The organism is Qipengyuania sp., assembly GCF_965277845.1.
Lineage (GTDB): Bacteria > Pseudomonadota > Alphaproteobacteria > Sphingomonadales > Sphingomonadaceae > Qipengyuania.
The window spans coordinates 1,531,260-1,549,640 of record NZ_OZ255844.1; the positions used below are offsets into that span (position 1 = coordinate 1,531,260).

The following is an 18,381-nucleotide window of genomic DNA, read 5'->3' on the forward strand; positions in this document are numbered from 1 at the left end:
CCGACAGCCAACCGCCGCTGGCTTGTGCCTGCAGCGAATTCTGGCACGACACCCGAGTTCATTGGTGCCCTTTCAGGCTACGGTCGAAATGGCAGGAGAGTGCAATGCGCTCGCACCGGAAGATGGCCGAAGCGCTTCAAGCTCGTGACCACCCGTCCCCCAGACGACTGAGAATGCCATCGGGATAGGCGCACAATGATTACGCGCCGACTGGCCGCGAGATGGTGGCGTACAAGACCCGCTGCGGCCCCGGCACGGCAGAAATCTGGCGAGCGCCCTATCCGATCCCGGCTAGCGGTCGCCAAGCGTGCCGGTCTCGGCAGGATCGGCTGGCCAGTCCGTCTCCTCCTCGCCGCGAGTCTTCCACAGCGAGTAGAGCACGCCGGCGGCAATCAGTGCACCGGTGACACCCAGACTGATCCAGGCCGGGAATTTCGCGCCGGACAGCAAGAAATCGGTCACGAAGATTTTGCTGCCGATGAAGACGAGCACCGCTGCCAATGCGTATTTGAGGTAGTGGAAACGGTGGACCATCGCAGCAAGCGCGAAATAGAGCGCGCGAAGCCCAAGGATCGCAAAGATGTTGGAGGTATAGACGATAAAGGTATCGGTCGTGATCGCGAAGATCGCGGGTACGCTGTCGAGCGCGAAGACGAGGTCGGCGAGATTGATCACCACCAGCGCCAGCAGCAATGGTGTGGCCGCGCGGACCATGCGCCCGGTCTTTTCGTCGCGCACCTTGACGAGGAATTTCTGACCGTGGAGCTCGGGCGTCACGCGCATGTGGCGGCTGATCCACTGCACCGCCGGATTGCTGCCCACATCCATCGGCTCGTCCCCGGCGAAAAACATCTTGATGCCGGTGAAAACCAGGAAGGCGGCGAAGATGTAGAGCACCCAATAGGCCTCGGCCAGCAATGCGGCGCCGCCCGCGATCATCAGGCCGCGCAGCACGATCACTGCCATGATTCCCCATAGCAGCGCGCGATACTGGTATTTCGGCGGGATGGCGAAATAGGTGAAGATCAGGCTTATCACGAAGACATTGTCGATCGACAGCGCCTTTTCGATGAAGAACCCCGTGAAATATTCGATTCCTGCGGTTTCGCCGCGCTGGAACCACACCCAGGCGCCGAAAAGCAGCGCCACGCCGATGTAGAAGGCCGACAGCTTGAGGCTCTCGCCAATCCCGAGCGCACGATCTTCCTTGTGGAGAACGCCGAGATCGAACGCGGTCAGGACGATGACGATGGTCAGGAACGCAGCCCAGAACCAGATCGGAGTGCCGAGCCAGTCGGCGAACAAGAATTCAAGCATTGGCGGGGATACTATCGAAAGTTGAGTGGGTACGCGGCGCTTTGGCGAGGACCGACATGCCGATCATCGCCGAGGCCAGCGAACCGGATAGCACACCCATCTTGACCGCGTCGACCTGTTCCGGATCGACGAAGGCCAGGCCGCCGATGAACAGGCTCATTGTGAAACCGATCCCGGCGAGACAGGAAAGGCCGTAGACGTGGCGCCAGGTCACTCCCGGCGGCATCGTCGCAAGGCCCGACCTGACCGCGATCCAGCAGGCGCCGAAAATGCCGGCCTGCTTGCCGACGACGAGACCAGCCGCAATGCCTAGCGAAAGCGGCGCGAGCAGTGCTTCGAGTCCGGCGCTGGCGAAGGATACACCGGCATTGGCGAAAGCGAAGATCGGCAAAATCAGGAACGCGACCCAAGCGTGCAACGCGTGCTCGAGCCGTTCGAGCGGGCGCTCGTCACCTGTGGCGATCGGCACGAACATCGCAGTCAACACCCCGGCCAGCGTTGCATGAACGCCCGATTTGAGGACGCAAATCCAAAGGAATGCGCCCAGTAGGAAATAGGGGATGGTTCGCGCGATACCCATGCGGTTGAGCAGCAGCATGCCCGCTGCCGGTACCATCGCCAGGCCGAGCGCGGCCAAATTCATGTCTTCGGTATAAAACAGAGCGATGATCGCGATCGCACCGATATCGTCGATGATCGCAATCGCCAGCAGCAGTGCCTTGAGCGCCACCGGCACGCGGCTGCCCAGCAATGCGAGAAGGCCGAGCGCAAAGGCGATGTCGGTTGCAGCGGGAATTGCCCAACCGCGAATACTCTCTGGCGATCCCGCATTAATCGCGACGAATACCAGCGCGGGCACAGCCATTCCGCCTATGGCAGCGTAGACCGGGAGCGCGGCTTGTTTCCAGTTGCGCAGTGCTCCGGTTACGATCTCGCGTTTTACTTCCAGTCCTATCAGGAAGAAGAACAACGCCATCAATCCGTCGTTGATCCACAACAGCAATGGCTTGTCGATCGCGACCAGATCGCCTGCGGTGAAGTTCACAGGCGTAGCGAGGAAGCTGTTGTAATCGTCCAGAAGGGATGAATTGGCGATCGCCAGCGCAATGGCAGCCGCCACGATCAAGATGATGCCGCCGGCACTTTCGCTGGCGATGAAGGCGCGCAGGCGCTCTGCGGGACTTGGCTTGGTCATGGGAAAAGGGGGCGACGACCGGAGGGGGAGGGTTGGGGATGGGGGTTCCGGCCGCCGCCCGATGGGTCAGCCTGCGAGGCCGCGCCCATAATAATGCCGCTGGAGGGCGACGATCTTGTCCTTGAGGCGAAGGCGCAGCCGTTTCATCGCTTTCAGATCCTCGCGCGCGAGCGCCGATTTGGAGGTGTCGATGAGGCGATTGAGATTGCGATGCTCGCGCATCAGCTTGCGCAGATAGGGTTTCATGATCTTCTCGTCGGGGGACTTGCGGGTCATGTGCTCTCCATCATTCGTCAAAGACAATATGTCGGACGCCGCCTCGATAATCTAATTCGAATCTCATGCCTCAATCGATAAGTTATGCTAATCAGGCGTCATGCCCAGCCTGAGACAATTCGAAATCTTCGTGCGGCTTGCTGACACCGGCAACATGGGGGAGGCCGCTGCCGGGCTCGGCTTGACGCAGCCTGCGCTGAGCCAGCAATTGCGCTCGTTGGAGGAAACCTTGGGGCTGCGCCTGTTCGAGCGTGTACCCAAGGGCATGCAACTGACACCGGCCGGGCGCGACCTCGTTGCCGGGGCGCGCAGCGTGATCGCGGCTGCGCGCGATTTTCGCGATGCCGCCGATCATATCGCGGCCCGGCCCGCCGGATCGATCCGCTTCGGCGTCACGCCCACCATGGGCCCTTATCTGCTGCCTGGCGTGATCAAGGTGCTGCACGAACGTTATCCTGACTTGCGCCTGTTCATGCGCGAAGGCATCCCGTCCATACAGCATGCCGAACTCGAGGCCGGCGAACTGGACATGGTCCTTTCTCCCCTTCCGGTGGTCGGGCGGGGCTTGCGGGTCGAGCCCCTGTTCCGCGAGCCCTTGCGGATCGTCGCACCCCCCGATGATCCGCTACACGACAGCGGCAGTCTCACGAGGGAGAATTTCCACGGGCGTACCTTTCTCACGCTCGATCATCGCCATCACTATCATCGTCAGCTTCTGGAGATCTGCGACCAGCTCGGCGCATCGGTTCTGTCGGATTACGAAGGAACCAGCCTCGATGCGCTCCAGCAGATGGTCGGGTCGGGCGTGGGCCTGGCGATCCTCCCCGAATTGTACATCCGATCCGACGCCGGCGGGCTGGACGTCGTGCGGATTGCCGAACCGGAAGGCTGGGCCGAGTATCGCAGTCTCGCCGCAGCCTGGCGCCCAACGGCGGCCTATGCCGACCTTTACGCCGAAGTGGCTCAAATTATCGCCGACGAGGCGCGTAAACGGGCGAATTTGCAAACGGCCTAGAAGCGCCGACCAGCGCCGATGCCCGCCCGCCGTCCTCCAATTCGATTGACTTCCACCGGTGCGCCGCACACGCAGACCGTCAATGGCGACGGCTGGACCAGACCTGGTGCTCATCGGGGGCGGGCATGCGCATCTCGGAGTGCTGGCGGACTGGGTGCGCAATGGACGCCCCGGCGGGCGCACACTGCTCCTCTCGCCGCATCGCCACGCGCGCTATTCGGGCATGATCCCGGGCACCGCCGCGGGTGAATACGCCCTCGACGACGGATTGATCGATCTTGCTGCGCTGGTACGATTTGCCGGGGCCGAACTGGTGCTGGACCGCTGCGCGGCCATCGATCCAGACCAACGGATCATCACGGCCAAGACCGGGCGGCAGATCCCCTATGACCTCTGTTCGATCGATACCGGGGGCGTGGGCCAGGCGCGAGTTATCCTCGGCGACGACCCGCGGATTCTCGACGTGCGCCCGATCGGCGACTTCCTTGTTCGGCTCGACCAGCGGATCGATGGCGCTTCCGGAAAGGGAAGCCATGTCGTTGCCGTCGGGGGCGGGGCGGGCGGCGTCGAACTCGCATTCGCACTGCACCGCCGCTTCGAGAGCATCGACGCCCGCGTTACTCTGGTCGCTGGCGAGCCAGGCCTCTTGCCTGGTTTCTCGCGCCTGGCACAGGGACTGGCCAGACGCGCAATGGCACGCAAGGGCATCGAATTAATCGAAGAGGATGCCCGGTTCGAAGAGGGCCGATTCATGGTGGGGGACCAGTCGATCGAACCGGTCGATTTGGTGGTCGCCTCGCTCGGCGGCGGCGCTCCCGCATGGCCGGGCGCCAGCGGCATCGCGGTAACCGAAGATGGCTTCATTGCGGTCGACCGGCATCAGCGGTCGCTGTCGCATCCCCATATTTTCGCCGCGGGAGATGTCGCGCAGCGGCAGGACATTACCGTTCCGCGATCGGGCGTCCATGCCGTCCATACCGGCCCGGTACTGGCCTCCAATCTGCGGCGAACGATCGTCGGTGAGGTCGAGCTGCAAAGTTACAGGCCGCGCCCGGCCAGCCTCTATCTCATCTCGACTGCCGATGGAAAGGCGGTCGCCAGCTATGGCCCGTTCGCCGCACACGGGCGTTGGGCGGGACGGCTCAAACGCTGGATCGACAACCGCTGGGTCGCGTCTTTCGCCAATCTCGAGCGGGCGGTGTAACCGCCGACCCCAACCAGGCGAACAGCCAAGCTACGGAAGGACCCCATGAAGAAGATCCTCATTATCCTGGCTCTTGCTGCGTTGATCGCGGCCTACTTCTTCTTCGGTCTCGGAGATTATCTGACGATCGAAGGGATCAAGCAGGTCGCGGGCGAAGTCGGCGGCTATTACCAGCGCAATCCGGTGCAGGTCATTGCGCTGTTCTTCCTCGCCTACGTCGCGGTTACGGCGGCCTCTTTGCCGGGCGCGGCAGTGATGACGCTGGCCGCGGGCGCGCTGTTCGGCGTGTTGGTCGGGACGATCGTGGTCTCTTTCGCCTCGACGCTGGGAGCAACGCTCGCTTTCCTCGCCTCGCGCTATGTGCTGCGCGACAGTATCGAGGCGCGCTTCGGCGAGCGGCTCAAAACGGTCAACCAGGGGCTCGAGCGCGACGGAGCCTTCTATCTCTTCACCATCCGGATGATCCCGCTGTTCCCGTTCTTCGTGGTCAATCTCGTCATGGGCCTGACGCGTATCAGGGCGTGGACCTACGCCTGGGTCAGCCAAGTCGGCATGCTGCTGGGCACCATCGTCTATGTGAACGCCGGCACCCAGCTGGCGCAGATCGACAGTCTGGCAGGAATCGCTTCGCCCGCGGTGCTGGTTTCCTTCGCGCTGCTGGGCATCGCGCCGTGGTTCGCCAAGGCGATCATCGCCTGGATCAAGCGGCGGAAAGTCTATGCGGGCTTCGACAAGCCAAAGCGCTTCGACCGCAATCTGGTAGTGATCGGCGCCGGTTCGGCGGGCCTCGTCTCCTCGCTCATCGCGGCGACCGTGAAGGCCAGGGTCATGCTGGTGGAAGCGAACAAGATGGGCGGGGACTGCCTCAACACCGGCTGCGTGCCGTCGAAGGCGCTGATCAAGAGCGCCAAGGTCGCCGAGCAGATGCGCCGTGCCGACCGTTACGGGCTGGAGGCGGTTGAGCCCGAGGTGCCCTTCGGTAAGACCATCGAGCGCGTCATGGGCGCGATCAAGGAGATCGAGCCGCATGACAGTGTCGAGCGTTACGAAGGGCTTGGGGTCGACGTGGTCGAGGGCTATGCCAAGGTGATCGACCCGTGGACGGTCGAGATCGCCCGCCGGGATGGGACAACGCAGCGTTTGACCACCCGCGCGATCGTGATTGCCGCAGGGGCCGAACCGTTCATTCCGCCAATCGAGGGGCTGGAAGGCAGCGGCTATCTCACCAGCGACACCATGTGGGATGCCTTTGCCAAGATGGATCAGGCGCCCGCGCGCGTCGCGGTGCTTGGGGGCGGGCCGATCGGTTGCGAACTCTCGCAGGCGCTCGCCCGGCTCGGATCGCGCGTGACTCAGATCGAGATGGAAGACCGCGTGCTGGGGCGCGAGGATATCGAGGTCTCGGCGCTGGCGCAGGCATCGCTCGAGGCGTCGGGCGTGAGGGTGCTTACCGGGCACCGCGCAGTGCGGGTCGAGCAGGGGGAGCTTGTCGCCGATCACAAGGGCGCGGAAGTGGCGATCCCATTCGACACGCTGATCGTCGCCGTGGGCCGCGCGGCGCGCCTGAAGGGCTACGGGCTCGAGGATATCGGCATCGACACCGACAAGACGGTGGTGACCGACGAATTCCTCGCCACCAAATTTCCCAATATCTACGCAGCGGGCGATGTCGCGGGACCCTTCCAGTTCACCCACACCGCCAGCCACCAGGCCTGGTTCGCCAGCGTCAACGCGCTGTTCGGCCAATTCAAGCGCTTCAAGGCGGATTACCGCGTCATTCCCGCCGTCACTTTCCTCGACCCCGAAGTGGCGCGCGTCGGCATCAACGAGAGCGAGGCGAAAGCGCAGGGGATCGATTATGAGGTCACCCGCTACGACCTCGACGATCTCGACCGGGCGATTGCCGAAAGCGAGACCAAGGGATTCGTCAAAGTGCTCACCCCGCCCGCCAAGGACACGATCCTCGGCGCGACCATCGTCGGCGCGCATGCCGGTGAGCTGCTTGCCGAATATGTGCTGGCGATGAAGCACAAGCTCGGCCTCAACAAGATCCTCGGCACGATCCATTCCTATCCGACCATGGCCGAAGCCAACAAATTCGCCGCCGGCGAGTGGAAAAAGAAGCACAAGCCCGAAGGCTTGCTCAAACTCGTCGAAAAGTATCACGCCTGGCGCCGCGGATAGCATCGCGCGCGGGTCAACGGAGAAAACCCATGCTTGCCAAGATTTCCCTTCTCATCATGCGTGTCGGCACCGGCATGCTGCTCGTCCTGTGGGGCAGCGTCCGGCTGCTGGGCGACGGCATGGGCACCAAGCTGGCCGAGAAGTATTATGGCGGTGTCGGTGCCGCGAATTCCTTCCAGCTCGCCTTTGCGACTGTCGAGGTGGTGATCGGTGCGCTGGTCGTGCTGGGCCTGTTCCGTCGCTATTCGCTGATCGGTTCGGCGATCATTCTCGTCGGCGGAGCCTTCCCGATCTGGCGCCATTTCCTCGACCCGTTCGGGCGCTACCTCTTCGCCAATCCCGACGATGCGAACCTGCTGTTCTTTCCTTCGATCACCGTGGCTGGCGCGGCGCTTGCGCTGATCGCCTTTCGCGAACATGACACGCTGGCGCTGGACAGCCTGTTGCAGCGCAAGGACTGATCGGCGAGGGGGGTACTTGGAGATATTCGACCAGTTTCGCGGGCTTGCCGGCATTGCCTTGCTGGTATTGCTCGCGTGGGGATTGTCGGAGAACCGCGCCGGGCGTCCGTCCCTGGGCTGGATCGCGGGTGCGCTTGCGCTGCAGGCTTTCCTCGCGCTCCTCATTGTGCGGGTGCCGATCGTCTGGGATGCCGTGACCTTGGCGAACGATGCGGTCGCGGCAATCGAACGCGCCACGCTCGACGGCTCATCCTACATGTTCGGCTATCTCGGCGGCGCGCCGCTGCCATTCGAGCTGAAGGAAGGCACCGAGGCGCCGGTCGTCATCGCCTTCCAGATCCTGCCGCTGGTAATCGTTTTCTCCGCGCTTGCCGCGCTGCTGTGGCACTGGGGCGTGCTGCGCTGGCTGGTGAACGGCCTTTCCTACCTGCTGCGCCGCACGCTCAAGGTCAGCGGCGTCGTCGGCCTGTCGGGCGGGGCGAACATGTTCCTCGGCGTGGTCGAAAGCCCGCTGGTGGTGCGCGCCTATTTCGCGAAGATGAGCCGCGCCGACCTGTTCCAGGTCATGGTGCTGGCCATGGCGACGATCAGCGGCGCAATCCTGATCCTCTATGCGACGACGCTGTCGCAGACCGTGCCCGATGCGGTGGGGCATATGATCTCCGCCTCGCTCATCTCGCTGCCCGCCGCCTTGCTGGTCGCGAAGCTAATGGTGCCGGGGGAAGGGGACGATGCCGACAGCGAAGAACGGGCACGCAACGAGGCCGGGCTGAAATACGAATCGAGCATCGATGCGATCATCAAGGGCACGATGGACGGCATGCAGCTGTTCCTCGCGGTGATCGCGGTGATCATCGTGGTCTTCGCACTGGTTTCGCTGGCCGATCAGCTGCTTGCGCTGTTGCCGCTGGTCGATGGCGACCCGCTGACGCTGAAACGCCTGTTCGGCTGGGCTTTCGCGCCGCTGATGTGGCTGATCGGCGTGCCCTGGGGCGAAGCGCAGGCGGCGGGCAGCCTGATGGGCACGAAGGCGATCCTCAACGAATATGTCGCCTATCTCGAGCTTGCGGCGCTGCCCGATGGCACTTTCGCGCCGCGCAGTTTGCTGATCGTGACCTATGCGCTGTGCGGCGTGGCCAACCTCGCCAGTATCGGCCTGCTCGTTTCGACCATCGGGACGCTGTGCCCCGAACGGCGCGGGGAAGTCGCCGGGCTCGGCATACGCAGTTGGATCGCGGGCAATATGGCGACGGCAATGACCGGCGCATGGATCGGGCTGATAAGCTGGGGCTGATACGACCATGTTCGACGCCAAGCTCCGTCCACTGATCGATCCGCCGCTCAACCGGGTCGGCCTTGCGCTGGCGAAAGCGGGAGTGTCGGCCAATCTGCTGACCTTCACCGGGCTGGCGCTGGGATTGGGCGGTGCGCTCGCCATCGCTTTCGGACAGCATGGCATCGGGCTGCTGCTTATTATCGCCAACCGATTGCTCGACGGGCTCGACGGGGCAGTCGCCCGCGCAAATGGGCCTACATCGTTGGGCGGCTATTTCGATATCGTCGCGGATTTCGCCTTCTACGTTTCGATCCCGCTCGCTTTCGGCATTCTCGATCCGGCGAATACCCAGGCCGCGCTGGTATTGGTCGCGAGCTTTGTGCTCACCGGAGTCAGCTTCCTGGCCTTCGCCGTGATCGCCGCAGAACGCGGCGAGGAAACCGCGGCGCATGGCAAGAAGAGCTTCTTGTATTCGACCGGGCTGGCGGAAGGCGGCGAGACGATCGCCGTATTCATCGCATTCGCGCTGTTTCCCGACTGGTTCGTTCCGATCGCCTATGGTTATGCCGCGCTATGCGTGCTGACCGTTTTCCAGCGCAGCGCGATGGCGATCGCGCAGTTCAAGGATTGAGCCGAGCGGCAACGGCCTCGCGCAATTCCGCAATCCGCGCCGCATTTGCGCCGAGATCGCTGACGCCGACGCGCGAGACCGAGCGGAAATCGATCTGCCCGTCGGCAATGCGGGCGACGACATCGTCCTTGAAGCCGAACCAGAAGGTTTCGGCGACCCCCTCGACGCGGCTGTTGGCCATATCCGAAGTGACGTCGTGGAAGCCCATTTCCATCATCGCTGCGGCCACGGCGACCATGGCCTCGTCCTCGCTCGCCGAACCGATCGCCAGGGGAGCGAGGTCGGGATAAGCCTCGGCGATCACCTGGGCATGCGACTGATCGGCGAGCGGCGCCTCGCTGTTCGCCCACATCTCCAGTTCGCCCAGGGGGATGCGGTAGTCGTTGAGCGGATTGGCCCCGCCGGCAGCACGCGCGTCGAGCGTCACCTGCGAGAATGCAGGTGGGTTCTCGACATCGGTAGAAACATCGTGGATCGGCGGAATCTCCGCCGCCTGCCCACGAACATAGGCCAAGCCGCCGAAGATGCCGAGCGGGACCAGCAGCGCGATCAGCGAGAGCAGCCAGCCGGTCCTCGGCTTGCGGATGAGCACGACGATCAGCGAGATCAGCGCGATGAGGGCGACCGCGCCCATGAGGATCGGCCCCGTTCTGATCGTCAGCGTGCCGAGGCCCGTCTGCCAGCTCCACAGCCCGAACTTCGTGCCGAGTGCCGCGACCGCGAAATACACCGGGAGCAGCAGGGCGAGGGCAAGGGCGAGGCGGCTGTGCCAGGGCGAGCGTGTCATGCCCGTCTTGTAGCGCGGCGCCTGCGGACTGCAACCGCGCGACGATGGCGTAGCGGTTCGGGCGCTACTCCTTGGCCGACAGCAGCAGATAGCCCCAGGCCGGCAAGGTGATTGGTTCCCCTTCGTTCACGGTGACCGGGCGATCGTCCGGAAAGGCGGAATAGCTGCCGTCCGCGAGCGCGCTGGTCGGCGAGACGGTGACCGCCTCGCCGCTGAAATTGAACAGGCCCACGACCTTGTTGCCTTCGTCCCGGCGCGCCCAGGCGAAGACCTGCTCGGGCCGGTCGGTTTCGAGCTTGTGCATGCGCGCGCCCCACTGACCGTTGGCCAGCACCGGATTGGCCTTGCGGAAGTCGATTAGCGCTTCGAGCAGGTCGCCATAGGTGCAGTCGTCGCCCTGGCTCCAATCGATAGGATCGTGTTCGAAGAACTTGAGCCGCTTGGCGTTGCAGGCCTCCATCCCGTTGTGGATCAGCGGCAGGCCTTCGCCGGTAAAGGAAAGCGCGGTCATCGCCTCGAGTGCGGGACCGTAATTCTCCTCCATCGTCCCCTCCCACGCATTGGAATCGTGGTTCTCGATATAGGTCATGCGCATGGCACTGCGCGGCCACAAACTCTCGTTCTCGGCATAATAGCCATAGAAGCTGGCGGCATTGCCCTTGCCCTGCGCGACATTCTTGGAGGTGTTGTGCCAATCCCATGCGTAGGTCGCGTCGAAGGCGGCGTGGTGGAATGCGGTCTCCTGCACTTCGCCGAGCATGAAGACCGGCCTGATCGCTTCCAGCCGCGCGCGCGCGGTTTCCCAGAAATCGAGCGGGACATAACCTGCCACATCGGCGCGATAGCCGTCGACGCCGAATTCGCGCACCCAATATTCCATTGCTCCGCCCACATGCTCGCGCACGCCGGGCTTGGACCAGTCGAGGTCGATGATATCCGACCAGTCCCACCACGGGGTCGGGCGGAAATCGCCTTTCCAGTCCTTTTCGTACCAATCGGGATGCTGCGCCGCGAGGTCGTTGTCCCAGGCGGTGTGGTTTGCGACGAGGTCGAGGATGACCTTGAAGCCCTGGGCATGGGCGGCATCGACGAAGGCGCGGAAATCCTCTTCGGTACCGAATTCGGGATTCACCGCGTAATAGTCTCGCACGGCATAGGGGCTGCCGAGCGTCCCTTTGCGGTTCTCCTCGCCGATCGGGTGGATCGGCATCAGCCAGAGGATGTCGACACCCAGCTCCTTCAGCCGTGGGAGCTGCTCCTGCGCCGCCGCGAAAGTGCCCTCCGGCGTGAAGTGGCGGGTGTTGATCTGGTAGAGCACCGCATTTTTCGACCATTCGGGATGGGCGATCGTGACCTTGTCCCGCGCCTCCCAAGCGGTCGTTTCCGGTTCGTCGGCGCCCCCCGACATCGCGTAGGCGGTACCCGCCATCAGGGTGAGCGCGGCAGTGGCGGCGAAAAGTTTACGCATGGTGAGTCTCCTGAGGGATGGCGGCCTTGACCCGCTGCATGGCAAGCGCGGCGATCAGCCAGCTCGCGGCGGCGAACAGCATGGTCCAGATCGGCTCGCCCGGGAAAAAGGCCTGCATGATGCTGCCCATCACCGTCGCGACCAGCAGCTGCGGCACCACGATGAAGACGTTGAACAGGCCCATGAAAATGCCAAGCTTGGCCTGCGGCAGATTGCTCGCCAGTATGGCGTAGGGCATGGCGAGAATACTCGCCCATGCGATGCCGATCCCAACCTCGGCCAGCAGGAGCGTGGTGGCATCGCGGACGAGGAAGAACATCAGAAAGCCGATCGCGCCCAGCGTAAGACAGATCGAATGGGTCATTACCTTTCCGACCTTGCGGCTGAGCCACGGCAAGAGTGCGAGAGCGGCGATCGCAGCGACACCATTGTAGACCGTGAACAGAACGGTGACCCAGTTCGCGCCTTCGTTATAGGCGACGCTTGCCGTGTCGGTGCTGCCGAAAACGTATTGCGTGACCACGGGTGTGGTGTTGATCCACATGATGAACAGCGCCGACCAGCTGAAAAACTGGACCAGCGCGAGGCGCTTCATGACTTCGGGCATGCCCGAGAAGTCGCCGACGATGCTGGAGAGCATATTGGTCGTGCGGCCCTGCTTGGCGAGCGAAATGCCGATCGCGCTGATGACTCCGTAGGCGGCGAGCAGCGCGCCGAGTAGGAAAACCTCCTTTTCCAGCCCGAGGCCATCGACCGAGATGACCACGACCAGCCCGGCGAGCATCCACAATGCGCTGCCGAGATAGCTCTTGCTGGCCAGCGCGCGGACCGGCTGGACGGGGGCGGTCTCTTCCCCTGTGGCGAATGCGGCCTGCTCTTCGGGGCTGTATTCCTTGGTGGTGACGATGGTCCACATGACGGCGGTGAACAACGCGATTCCGCCGGCCCAGAAGCTCCATTTCACCGTGTCAGGAATACCGCCATCGGCCGCGACATTGCTGACGCCCATCTGTTCGAGAAACCAGGGGAAGATCGAGCCGACCACCGCTCCCGCGCCGATGAAGGCGGTCTGCACCGCATAGCCCGCGGCGTGCTGGTCCGCTCCCAACATGTCGCCGACGAAGGCGCGAAAAGGCTCCATCGAGATATTGAGCGAGGCATCGAGCAGCCACAACATTGCTGCGGCGAACAGCAATGGCGCGCCGAACGCCGGACTCAGCGGCATCAGGAACAGCGCGATCGCCGAAAGGATCGCGCCGGTCAGGAAGTAGGGACGGCGGCGACCGAGGCGGTTCCAGGTCTTGTCCGAAAGATGGCCGATGATCGGCTGGACCAGCAGGCCCGTCAGCGGTGCGGCGACCCACAATGCCGGCAGATCGTCGATGCTCGAACCCAGTGTCTGGAAGACGCGGCTCATATTGGCATTCTGCAGCGCAAAGCCGATCTGGATGCCGAAAAAGCCGAAGCTGATGTTCCACAGCCCGGCAAAGCTCTGGCGCGGTTTGTGCCGCAGCGCCTGTTCCATGCGAAGTCCCTCGTCCCTTGGTCCGGCGGGTCTTTGCGCCCGCCTGGAATTTCAAGTGGAAGACGCTTGCACGGCGCAGGTCCGGCGCCAAGTGCGTATACGAATACGCTGCCCGTTCAGGCGGGACCGCTGCTGCCCCGCACGACCAGCTTCCCGGGCAGCTTGCGGGGCGGCAGGTCGCGGCCCTCGATCTGCGCCAACAGTGTTTCGACCAGCGCCTGCCCGGCTCCGCGAATGTCCTGCATCACCGTGGTCAGCGGCGGGGTAGTGAGGCTGGCTGTGGGGATGTCGTCGAAACCGACCACCGCCACATCGCTCGGAACGGAGCGGCCCGCTTCCGAAAGTGCGCGCATCGCGCCGATGGCGATCAGGTCGCTGGCTGCGAAGATGGCGTCGAAGCGAGCGCCGCTGCCGATCAGGGCCCGCGCTGCGGTATGCCCCTCTTCCTCGGTCGATAGCGCATCGAACTGCAGTGCTGCATCGGGATCGATCCCGGCATCGCGCTGCGCCTCGACGAGACCGCGATACCGCCCGGCGAACTCGGGATAATGATCGTCTGCATGGCCGAGAAAGGCGATCCGCTTGCGCCCGCGCTCGATCAGGTGCTGGCCAGCAAGCTTGCCGGCCGCCACATTGTCGGTGCCGACCGTCACTCCGCTGAGGTCGCTCGAGACCGAGCCCCATCGCGCGAAATGCGTACCCTGGCGGGCCAGCTGTTCCATCCGCTCGCGGTATTTCGTGTAATCGCCATAGCCCAGCAGGATGAGCCCGTCGGCGCGATGGCTGTCCTGGTACTGCACATGCCAGTCGTCCTCCATGCGCTGGAACGAAATTAGAAGGTCGAGGCCTCGGTCGGCGCAGGCGCGGGTGATCGAGCCGAGCATGGCGAGGAAGAACGGGTTGATCATGCTCTCGTCGGGTGTGGGATCCTCGAAGAAAAGCAGCGCGATCGTATTCGAGCGCTGGCTGCGCAGCGAAGAGGCGTTCTTGTCGACGGTGTAGTTGAGGTCGCGGGCGATCGCTTCGATCTTCGCACGCGTTTTGGCGCTCACCGATTTGTCGCCGCGCAGCGCGCGGTTGACAGTGGGCTGCGAAACCCCCGCTTCATAGGCAATGTCGAAACTGGTCGGCCGACCCGTCGGCTTGCGACCCATCGCTCTCTCCCCGACCGATAAGGAACTGGTTCCGGAGCAGGACTTTAGCAGCCCTCTTCCGCCACGCAACGCATCGGCTTTTGTTTTGGCGGGCGATGCGGTTATGCGGTCACACCATGACCACCCCCCTCGCCTTGTCGTCCTCTGCCACACTGCAACGGGACCAATTTGGCATCGAACGGCAGACTATGGTGAAAGTCGACAACGCGCTGCCCGATCCGGACCTGGTGATCGAGATCGCGTCGCGGCACAGTTTTGGAAGGCACGGCCCGTTCTATCCCGGGCTTCGCGCGCCGGTCTCCGCAGCGGTCTCCATGCCGCTCGTGGAACCGCTGCTTGGCCGGCTGGTACAGGATTTCGATCTTCCGCGCCGGCCTATCTATCTCGAATGCTATCTCAGCGTAGTCACCCATGCCCCCGGTGATCTGACACCGATCCAGCGCCTGCCGCATTTCGACGGTGTCGAGCCCGAACGCCTCGCGGTCCTACTCTACCTCGACCGGCGCGAAGAGGGAGGAACCGCATTCTATCGCCAACGCGCAACGGGTTTCGAAAGCGTCGATGCGAATCGCTTGGAGACGTATCGACAGTCGCTGGGATCCGAAGTCGAGAGAGTCGGCCTGCCTGGAGCAGAATACATCGCGGGGGATACCGATCTGTTCGAACGAATTCACGCCGCCCGCGGCCGGTTCAATTCGATGGTCATCTATCGCGGCAATACGTTGCATTGCGCCGATCTGCCGGCCGATTTCCATCCCGAGAGCGATCCACGCAAAGGTCGATTGACGCTCAATCTCTTCCTCGCCTGAAGCGCACCGTCGCTGTGACATTTCGGCGACGGCAACGTGGGCGGCAGGCAATGCGTATACGTATGCCATCTTCCGGATCGACGCATCGCACGCGTATCCCGACCGTGAATGGGACGGTCAGAAGCCGCCCGTCAGGATGGATTTCGGGTGCGGACCACCAAGAATAGCCGCACCAACAGGGAGAGCAGACATGGCATTTCGCAAGCAGCTTTTTGGCGGCATCAGCACAGGCGCCGTTTCCATTGCCCTGGCAGCGCTGGCCACGCCGGCTATCGCGCAGGAAGCCTCGATCGAGCCGGGCGAAGAGGATGTCACGGGAACCGATGAAGGCAACGTCATCATCGTCGAAGGCTATCGCCAATCGCTTGAAACGGCAGTCGGCCTGAAGCGCAATGCGCCCGTCATCGCCGAGGCCTTCAGCGCCGAAGATATCGGCAAGCTCCCGGACGTGTCGATCGCGGAAACGCTGGGGCGCCTTCCCGGGCTTGCGGTCCAGCGTGTCGACGGTCGCGCGCAGAGCCTTTCGGTTCGCGGCCTCGGGCCCGATTATTCGAACTCTCTCCTCAATGGGCGCCAGCTCGTATCGTCGGGCGACAACCGCGCGGTCGAATACGACCAGTACCCGGCCGAATTGATCGATCAGGGCGTCATCTACAAGGTGCCATACGCCGGCCTGATCGGTCAGGGGCTTGCCGGTACGGTCGATCTGCGCACCATCCGTCCGCTCTCGAAGGGCGAGCGGATCGTCTCAGTCGGCGGCCGGCTGGAGTTCAACGAGGACGGGTCGCTCAATCCCGATATCGATGGCTGGGGCTATCGCGCCACCGGTACCTATGTCGACCAGTTCGCCGACGACACCCTCGGTGTCGCGCTGGGCGTCGCTTACCAGTCGAGCCCGAGCCAGGTAGAGAAGTTCAACGCTTGGGGCTACCCGAACGACTCGGGGCAGACTCTCCTCGGCGGCATGAAGCCCTTCGCAAAATCGGTCGATCTCGATCGCCTCGGCGTGTTCGGCACGGTCGAATGGCAGCCCAATGAAAACTGGAGCGGCACGCTCGACCTGTTCTACGCCGATTATCGCGAACGCATCGCGATGCGCGGCATGGAATTCCCGCTGAACCCCGGCTGGGGTTCGGGCGCGACGATCGACTCGACCAGTGGCGGTGACTTTCCGCAGAGTGCCACCTTCTCGAACGTTCAGCCGGTCGTGCGCAACGACTTCGATCGCAAGGACGTCGAGACCTTCGCTGCGGGTTACAACGCCAAGTATGAAGACGACGATTTCATCCTGAACGTCGACGTTGCCTATTCGCGTGCAGATCGGCGCCTGCAGCAGATCGAAAGCTACGCCGGGCTGAACTTCGGCGCCAGTGGTCCGAACCCCGGCGATGTCGTGACATACAATCGCAACACCGGCGGCTTCCCGTTCATCTTCACCAATCAGATCGATTATTCGGACACCAGCCTGATTCAGCTGACCGACCCGCGCGGGTGGGGTGGCGGCCGCGACATCGTGCAGGCCGGCTTCATCAACGACACGACTACCGACGACGAACTGTGGACCATTCGCGGCGAAGTCGTGGGCAAGGTCGAGGATCCCACCATCAAGGCGCTGGTCGCCGGCGTGAGCTTCGATCACCGGACCAAGTCGCGCGACATTACGCAGAACTTCCTGAGCCTTGCGGGCAATGGAACGCCCTTCGTCTCGCAAGGCGCCACGCAGCGCGCACCGATCCCCTCGAGCGCCCTGCTGGACCCGATCGCAAGTCTCGGATTCCTCGGGTTCGGCCCGCAGGTCGCCTACGATCCATTCGCGCTGCTCAACGACGGGACCTATATCCTGACGAGCATCGAGAGTTCGGATCTGCCCTATCCAGGCGACTGGAGCGTGACGGAAGACGTCTACACCGGCTACCTGCGCATGGACCTCGATACCTTCGTCGGCTCGCTTCCGTTGACGGGTAACATCGGTGTGCAGGTCGTATTCACCGACCAGAACTCGCGCGGCTTCAATTCCAGCGGCGGCGTTGGTGCGCGAGCGGTTCCGGTCGAGGGCGGCGACGAATATGCTCATGTCCTGCCGAGCATGACGCTGAACCTCGAGCTTAATGCGGACATGAAGCTGCGTTTCGGTGCGGCTCGCACGCTCGCGCGGCCCCGGATGGACCAGCTCAACGCCTCCTTCAATGCCGGCGTCTCGGATGTGATCGACGTTGCAACCGGATCGATCTTCGGCGGCGGCGGCGGCAATCCCGAACTGCGCCCCTATGTCGCGAACGGGTTCGACGTCAGTTACGAATGGTACTTCGGTCGCGGCGCCTATCTGGCCGTCGCCGGCTACTACAAGTGGCTCGACGATTTCGTGAACGGCAATGCCGGGGTCGTCCGCGACTTCAGCTACCTGCGCCCGATCCTGTCGCCCCAGCAGCGTGCACTGGCCGACGCGACGACCTATCTCGGCGTCGTGACGGGCCCCGACAATGCGGCGGATGGCCATATCGCCGGGATCGAAGCCAGCCTCTCGGTTCCGTTCAGTGTCTTCACCGACGGATTCTTCAGCGGCTTCGGGTTCCAGACCAGCGCCAGCTATACCGACAGCAATCTGACGATCTACCCGCAGCAGGGCGATCCTTTCGAAACCGACGTACCTGGACTGTCCAAATGGGTGGTCAACTCGACCGTCTATTTCGAGCAGAGCGGCTTCGAGGCCCGTGTAAGCCACCGTTACCGGACCGAGTTCCTTGCCGAGTTTCCGGCCATCTCGGCCAGCCGGGCAACGCGTTTCGCCTATCCGGAATCGATTTTCGACGCGCAGATCGGTTACAGGTTCCAGGACGGTAGTTCGCTCGAAGGCCTGTCGATTACCCTTCAGGCGCTCAATCTTACGAACGAGCCCTTCATCAACTATACCGACGACGACCGTACGCATATCATCGATTATGAAGAGTATGGCCGTACCTACCTGATCGGGGCCTCCTACCGGTTCTGATCCTGTTTTGACTTGCGGGGCGGCCACCTCCTCCCGGTCGCCCCGCCCCCTCTCCCAGTCGCGCTGCACGATGTACGGTGGAGCCGCGAT

General features: G+C 63.3%; 15 protein-coding genes. 8 read left to right on the forward strand and 7 right to left on the reverse strand.

Annotated features, from left to right (window positions below; translation table 11 throughout):
- Positions 1 to 291 precede the first annotated feature (291 nt).
- The 3 genes from ACQY4G_RS07535 to ACQY4G_RS07545 all read right to left on the reverse strand — a co-directional run bounded on the left by ACQY4G_RS07535 (position 292) and on the right by ACQY4G_RS07545 (position 2,788).
- On the reverse strand, positions 292 to 1,317 hold the full coding sequence (locus ACQY4G_RS07535) for a TerC family protein (protein WP_291174868.1): 1,026 nt from the start codon (positions 1,315 to 1,317) through the stop codon (positions 292 to 294).
- Positions 1,310 to 2,512, reverse strand: coding sequence for a Na+/H+ antiporter NhaA (gene nhaA, locus ACQY4G_RS07540; RefSeq protein ID WP_421989942.1), 1,203 nt, complete (start codon positions 2,510 to 2,512; stop codon positions 1,310 to 1,312). Before nhaA ends, ACQY4G_RS07535 begins: the two co-directional genes overlap by 8 nt.
- A 66-nt stretch (positions 2,513 to 2,578) precedes the next feature.
- Positions 2,579 to 2,788 (reverse strand): YdcH family protein, encoded by a 210-nt coding sequence (locus ACQY4G_RS07545; RefSeq protein ID WP_067693452.1) that lies wholly within the window; start codon positions 2,786 to 2,788, stop codon positions 2,579 to 2,581.
- A gap of 100 nt (positions 2,789 to 2,888) precedes the next feature.
- Between ACQY4G_RS07545 and ACQY4G_RS07550 the strand changes: the two genes are divergently transcribed.
- The 6 genes from ACQY4G_RS07550 to ACQY4G_RS07575 all read left to right on the forward strand — a co-directional run bounded on the left by ACQY4G_RS07550 (position 2,889) and on the right by ACQY4G_RS07575 (position 9,559).
- Positions 2,889 to 3,803 (forward strand): hydrogen peroxide-inducible genes activator, encoded by a 915-nt coding sequence (locus ACQY4G_RS07550; RefSeq protein ID WP_421989944.1) that lies wholly within the window; start codon positions 2,889 to 2,891, stop codon positions 3,801 to 3,803.
- Between the two features lie 82 nt (positions 3,804 to 3,885).
- Positions 3,886 to 5,007, forward strand: a complete 1,122-nt coding sequence (locus tag ACQY4G_RS07555) for an FAD-dependent oxidoreductase (RefSeq protein WP_421989946.1) — start codon at positions 3,886 to 3,888, stop codon at positions 5,005 to 5,007.
- Between the two features lie 45 nt (positions 5,008 to 5,052).
- Positions 5,053 to 7,191, forward strand: coding sequence for an FAD-dependent oxidoreductase (locus ACQY4G_RS07560; protein ID WP_421989948.1), 2,139 nt, complete (start codon positions 5,053 to 5,055; stop codon positions 7,189 to 7,191).
- A 29-nt stretch (positions 7,192 to 7,220) separates the two neighbouring features.
- Positions 7,221 to 7,652 (forward strand): hypothetical protein, encoded by a 432-nt coding sequence (locus tag ACQY4G_RS07565; RefSeq protein WP_421989950.1) that lies wholly within the window; start codon positions 7,221 to 7,223, stop codon positions 7,650 to 7,652.
- A gap of 16 nt (positions 7,653 to 7,668) precedes the next feature.
- Complete coding sequence (locus tag ACQY4G_RS07570; protein ID WP_421989952.1) at positions 7,669 to 8,946, forward strand: NupC/NupG family nucleoside CNT transporter; 1,278 nt, start codon at positions 7,669 to 7,671, stop codon at positions 8,944 to 8,946.
- A gap of 7 nt (positions 8,947 to 8,953) precedes the next feature.
- Positions 8,954 to 9,559, forward strand: a complete 606-nt coding sequence (locus tag ACQY4G_RS07575; RefSeq protein ID WP_421989954.1) for a CDP-alcohol phosphatidyltransferase family protein — start codon at positions 8,954 to 8,956, stop codon at positions 9,557 to 9,559.
- On the opposite strand, the gene ACQY4G_RS07580 is transcribed toward ACQY4G_RS07575, so the two are convergent.
- The 4 genes from ACQY4G_RS07580 to ACQY4G_RS07595 form a co-directional block, all read right to left on the reverse strand.
- Positions 9,549 to 10,346 (reverse strand): DUF1499 domain-containing protein, encoded by a 798-nt coding sequence (locus ACQY4G_RS07580; RefSeq protein WP_421989956.1) that lies wholly within the window; start codon positions 10,344 to 10,346, stop codon positions 9,549 to 9,551. The two genes, ACQY4G_RS07575 and ACQY4G_RS07580, sit on opposite strands and share 11 nt — an antisense overlap.
- Before the next feature lie 64 nt (positions 10,347 to 10,410).
- The gene (locus tag ACQY4G_RS07585) at positions 10,411 to 11,814 is read right to left on the reverse strand and encodes an alpha-amylase family glycosyl hydrolase (RefSeq protein WP_421989958.1); all 1,404 of its coding nucleotides are present in this window, start codon (positions 11,812 to 11,814) and stop codon (positions 10,411 to 10,413) included.
- Positions 11,807 to 13,339 (reverse strand): MFS transporter, encoded by a 1,533-nt coding sequence (locus tag ACQY4G_RS07590; RefSeq protein ID WP_421989960.1) that lies wholly within the window; start codon positions 13,337 to 13,339, stop codon positions 11,807 to 11,809. Before ACQY4G_RS07590 ends, ACQY4G_RS07585 begins: the two co-directional genes overlap by 8 nt.
- Before the next feature lie 116 nt (positions 13,340 to 13,455).
- Positions 13,456 to 14,493: a LacI family DNA-binding transcriptional regulator gene (locus ACQY4G_RS07595; RefSeq protein ID WP_421989962.1), complete on the reverse strand. Its 1,038-nt coding sequence runs from the start codon at positions 14,491 to 14,493 to the stop codon at positions 13,456 to 13,458.
- Positions 14,494 to 14,681: 188 nt separating this feature from the next.
- On the opposite strand from ACQY4G_RS07595, the gene ACQY4G_RS07600 reads away from it, so the two are divergent.
- Positions 14,682 to 15,302: a DUF6445 family protein gene (locus ACQY4G_RS07600; RefSeq protein WP_421989964.1), complete on the forward strand. Its 621-nt coding sequence runs from the start codon at positions 14,682 to 14,684 to the stop codon at positions 15,300 to 15,302.
- A 190-nt stretch (positions 15,303 to 15,492) separates the two neighbouring features.
- On the forward strand, positions 15,493 to 18,291 hold the full coding sequence (locus ACQY4G_RS07605; protein WP_421989966.1) for a TonB-dependent receptor: 2,799 nt from the start codon (positions 15,493 to 15,495) through the stop codon (positions 18,289 to 18,291).
- Positions 18,292 to 18,381: the final 90 nt, after the last annotated feature.

What these genes read in the sequence shown, in the direction of transcription:
- ACQY4G_RS07535 (WP_291174868.1), bottom strand. Translation starts at nt 1,317, where the DNA reads ATGCTTGAATTCTTGTTCGCCGACTGGCTCGGCACTCCGATCTGGTTC.
- nhaA (WP_421989942.1), bottom strand. Translation starts at nt 2,512, where the DNA reads ATGACCAAGCCAAGTCCCGCAGAGCGCCTGCGCGCCTTCATCGCCAGC.
- ACQY4G_RS07545 (WP_067693452.1), bottom strand. Translation starts at nt 2,788, where the DNA reads ATGACCCGCAAGTCCCCCGACGAGAAGATCATGAAACCCTATCTGCGC.
- ACQY4G_RS07550 (WP_421989944.1), top strand. Translation starts at nt 2,889, where the DNA reads ATGCCCAGCCTGAGACAATTCGAAATCTTCGTGCGGCTTGCTGACACC.
- ACQY4G_RS07555 (WP_421989946.1), top strand. Translation starts at nt 3,886, where the DNA reads ATGGCGACGGCTGGACCAGACCTGGTGCTCATCGGGGGCGGGCATGCG.
- ACQY4G_RS07560 (WP_421989948.1), top strand. Translation starts at nt 5,053, where the DNA reads ATGAAGAAGATCCTCATTATCCTGGCTCTTGCTGCGTTGATCGCGGCC.
- ACQY4G_RS07565 (WP_421989950.1), top strand. Translation starts at nt 7,221, where the DNA reads ATGCTTGCCAAGATTTCCCTTCTCATCATGCGTGTCGGCACCGGCATG.
- ACQY4G_RS07575 (WP_421989954.1), top strand. Translation starts at nt 8,954, where the DNA reads ATGTTCGACGCCAAGCTCCGTCCACTGATCGATCCGCCGCTCAACCGG.
- ACQY4G_RS07580 (WP_421989956.1), bottom strand. Translation starts at nt 10,346, where the DNA reads ATGACACGCTCGCCCTGGCACAGCCGCCTCGCCCTTGCCCTCGCCCTG.
- ACQY4G_RS07585 (WP_421989958.1), bottom strand. Translation starts at nt 11,814, where the DNA reads ATGCGTAAACTTTTCGCCGCCACTGCCGCGCTCACCCTGATGGCGGGT.
- ACQY4G_RS07590 (WP_421989960.1), bottom strand. Translation starts at nt 13,339, where the DNA reads ATGGAACAGGCGCTGCGGCACAAACCGCGCCAGAGCTTTGCCGGGCTG.
- ACQY4G_RS07595 (WP_421989962.1), bottom strand. Translation starts at nt 14,493, where the DNA reads ATGGGTCGCAAGCCGACGGGTCGGCCGACCAGTTTCGACATTGCCTAT.
- ACQY4G_RS07600 (WP_421989964.1), top strand. Translation starts at nt 14,682, where the DNA reads ATGGTGAAAGTCGACAACGCGCTGCCCGATCCGGACCTGGTGATCGAG.
- ACQY4G_RS07605 (WP_421989966.1), top strand. Translation starts at nt 15,493, where the DNA reads ATGGCATTTCGCAAGCAGCTTTTTGGCGGCATCAGCACAGGCGCCGTT.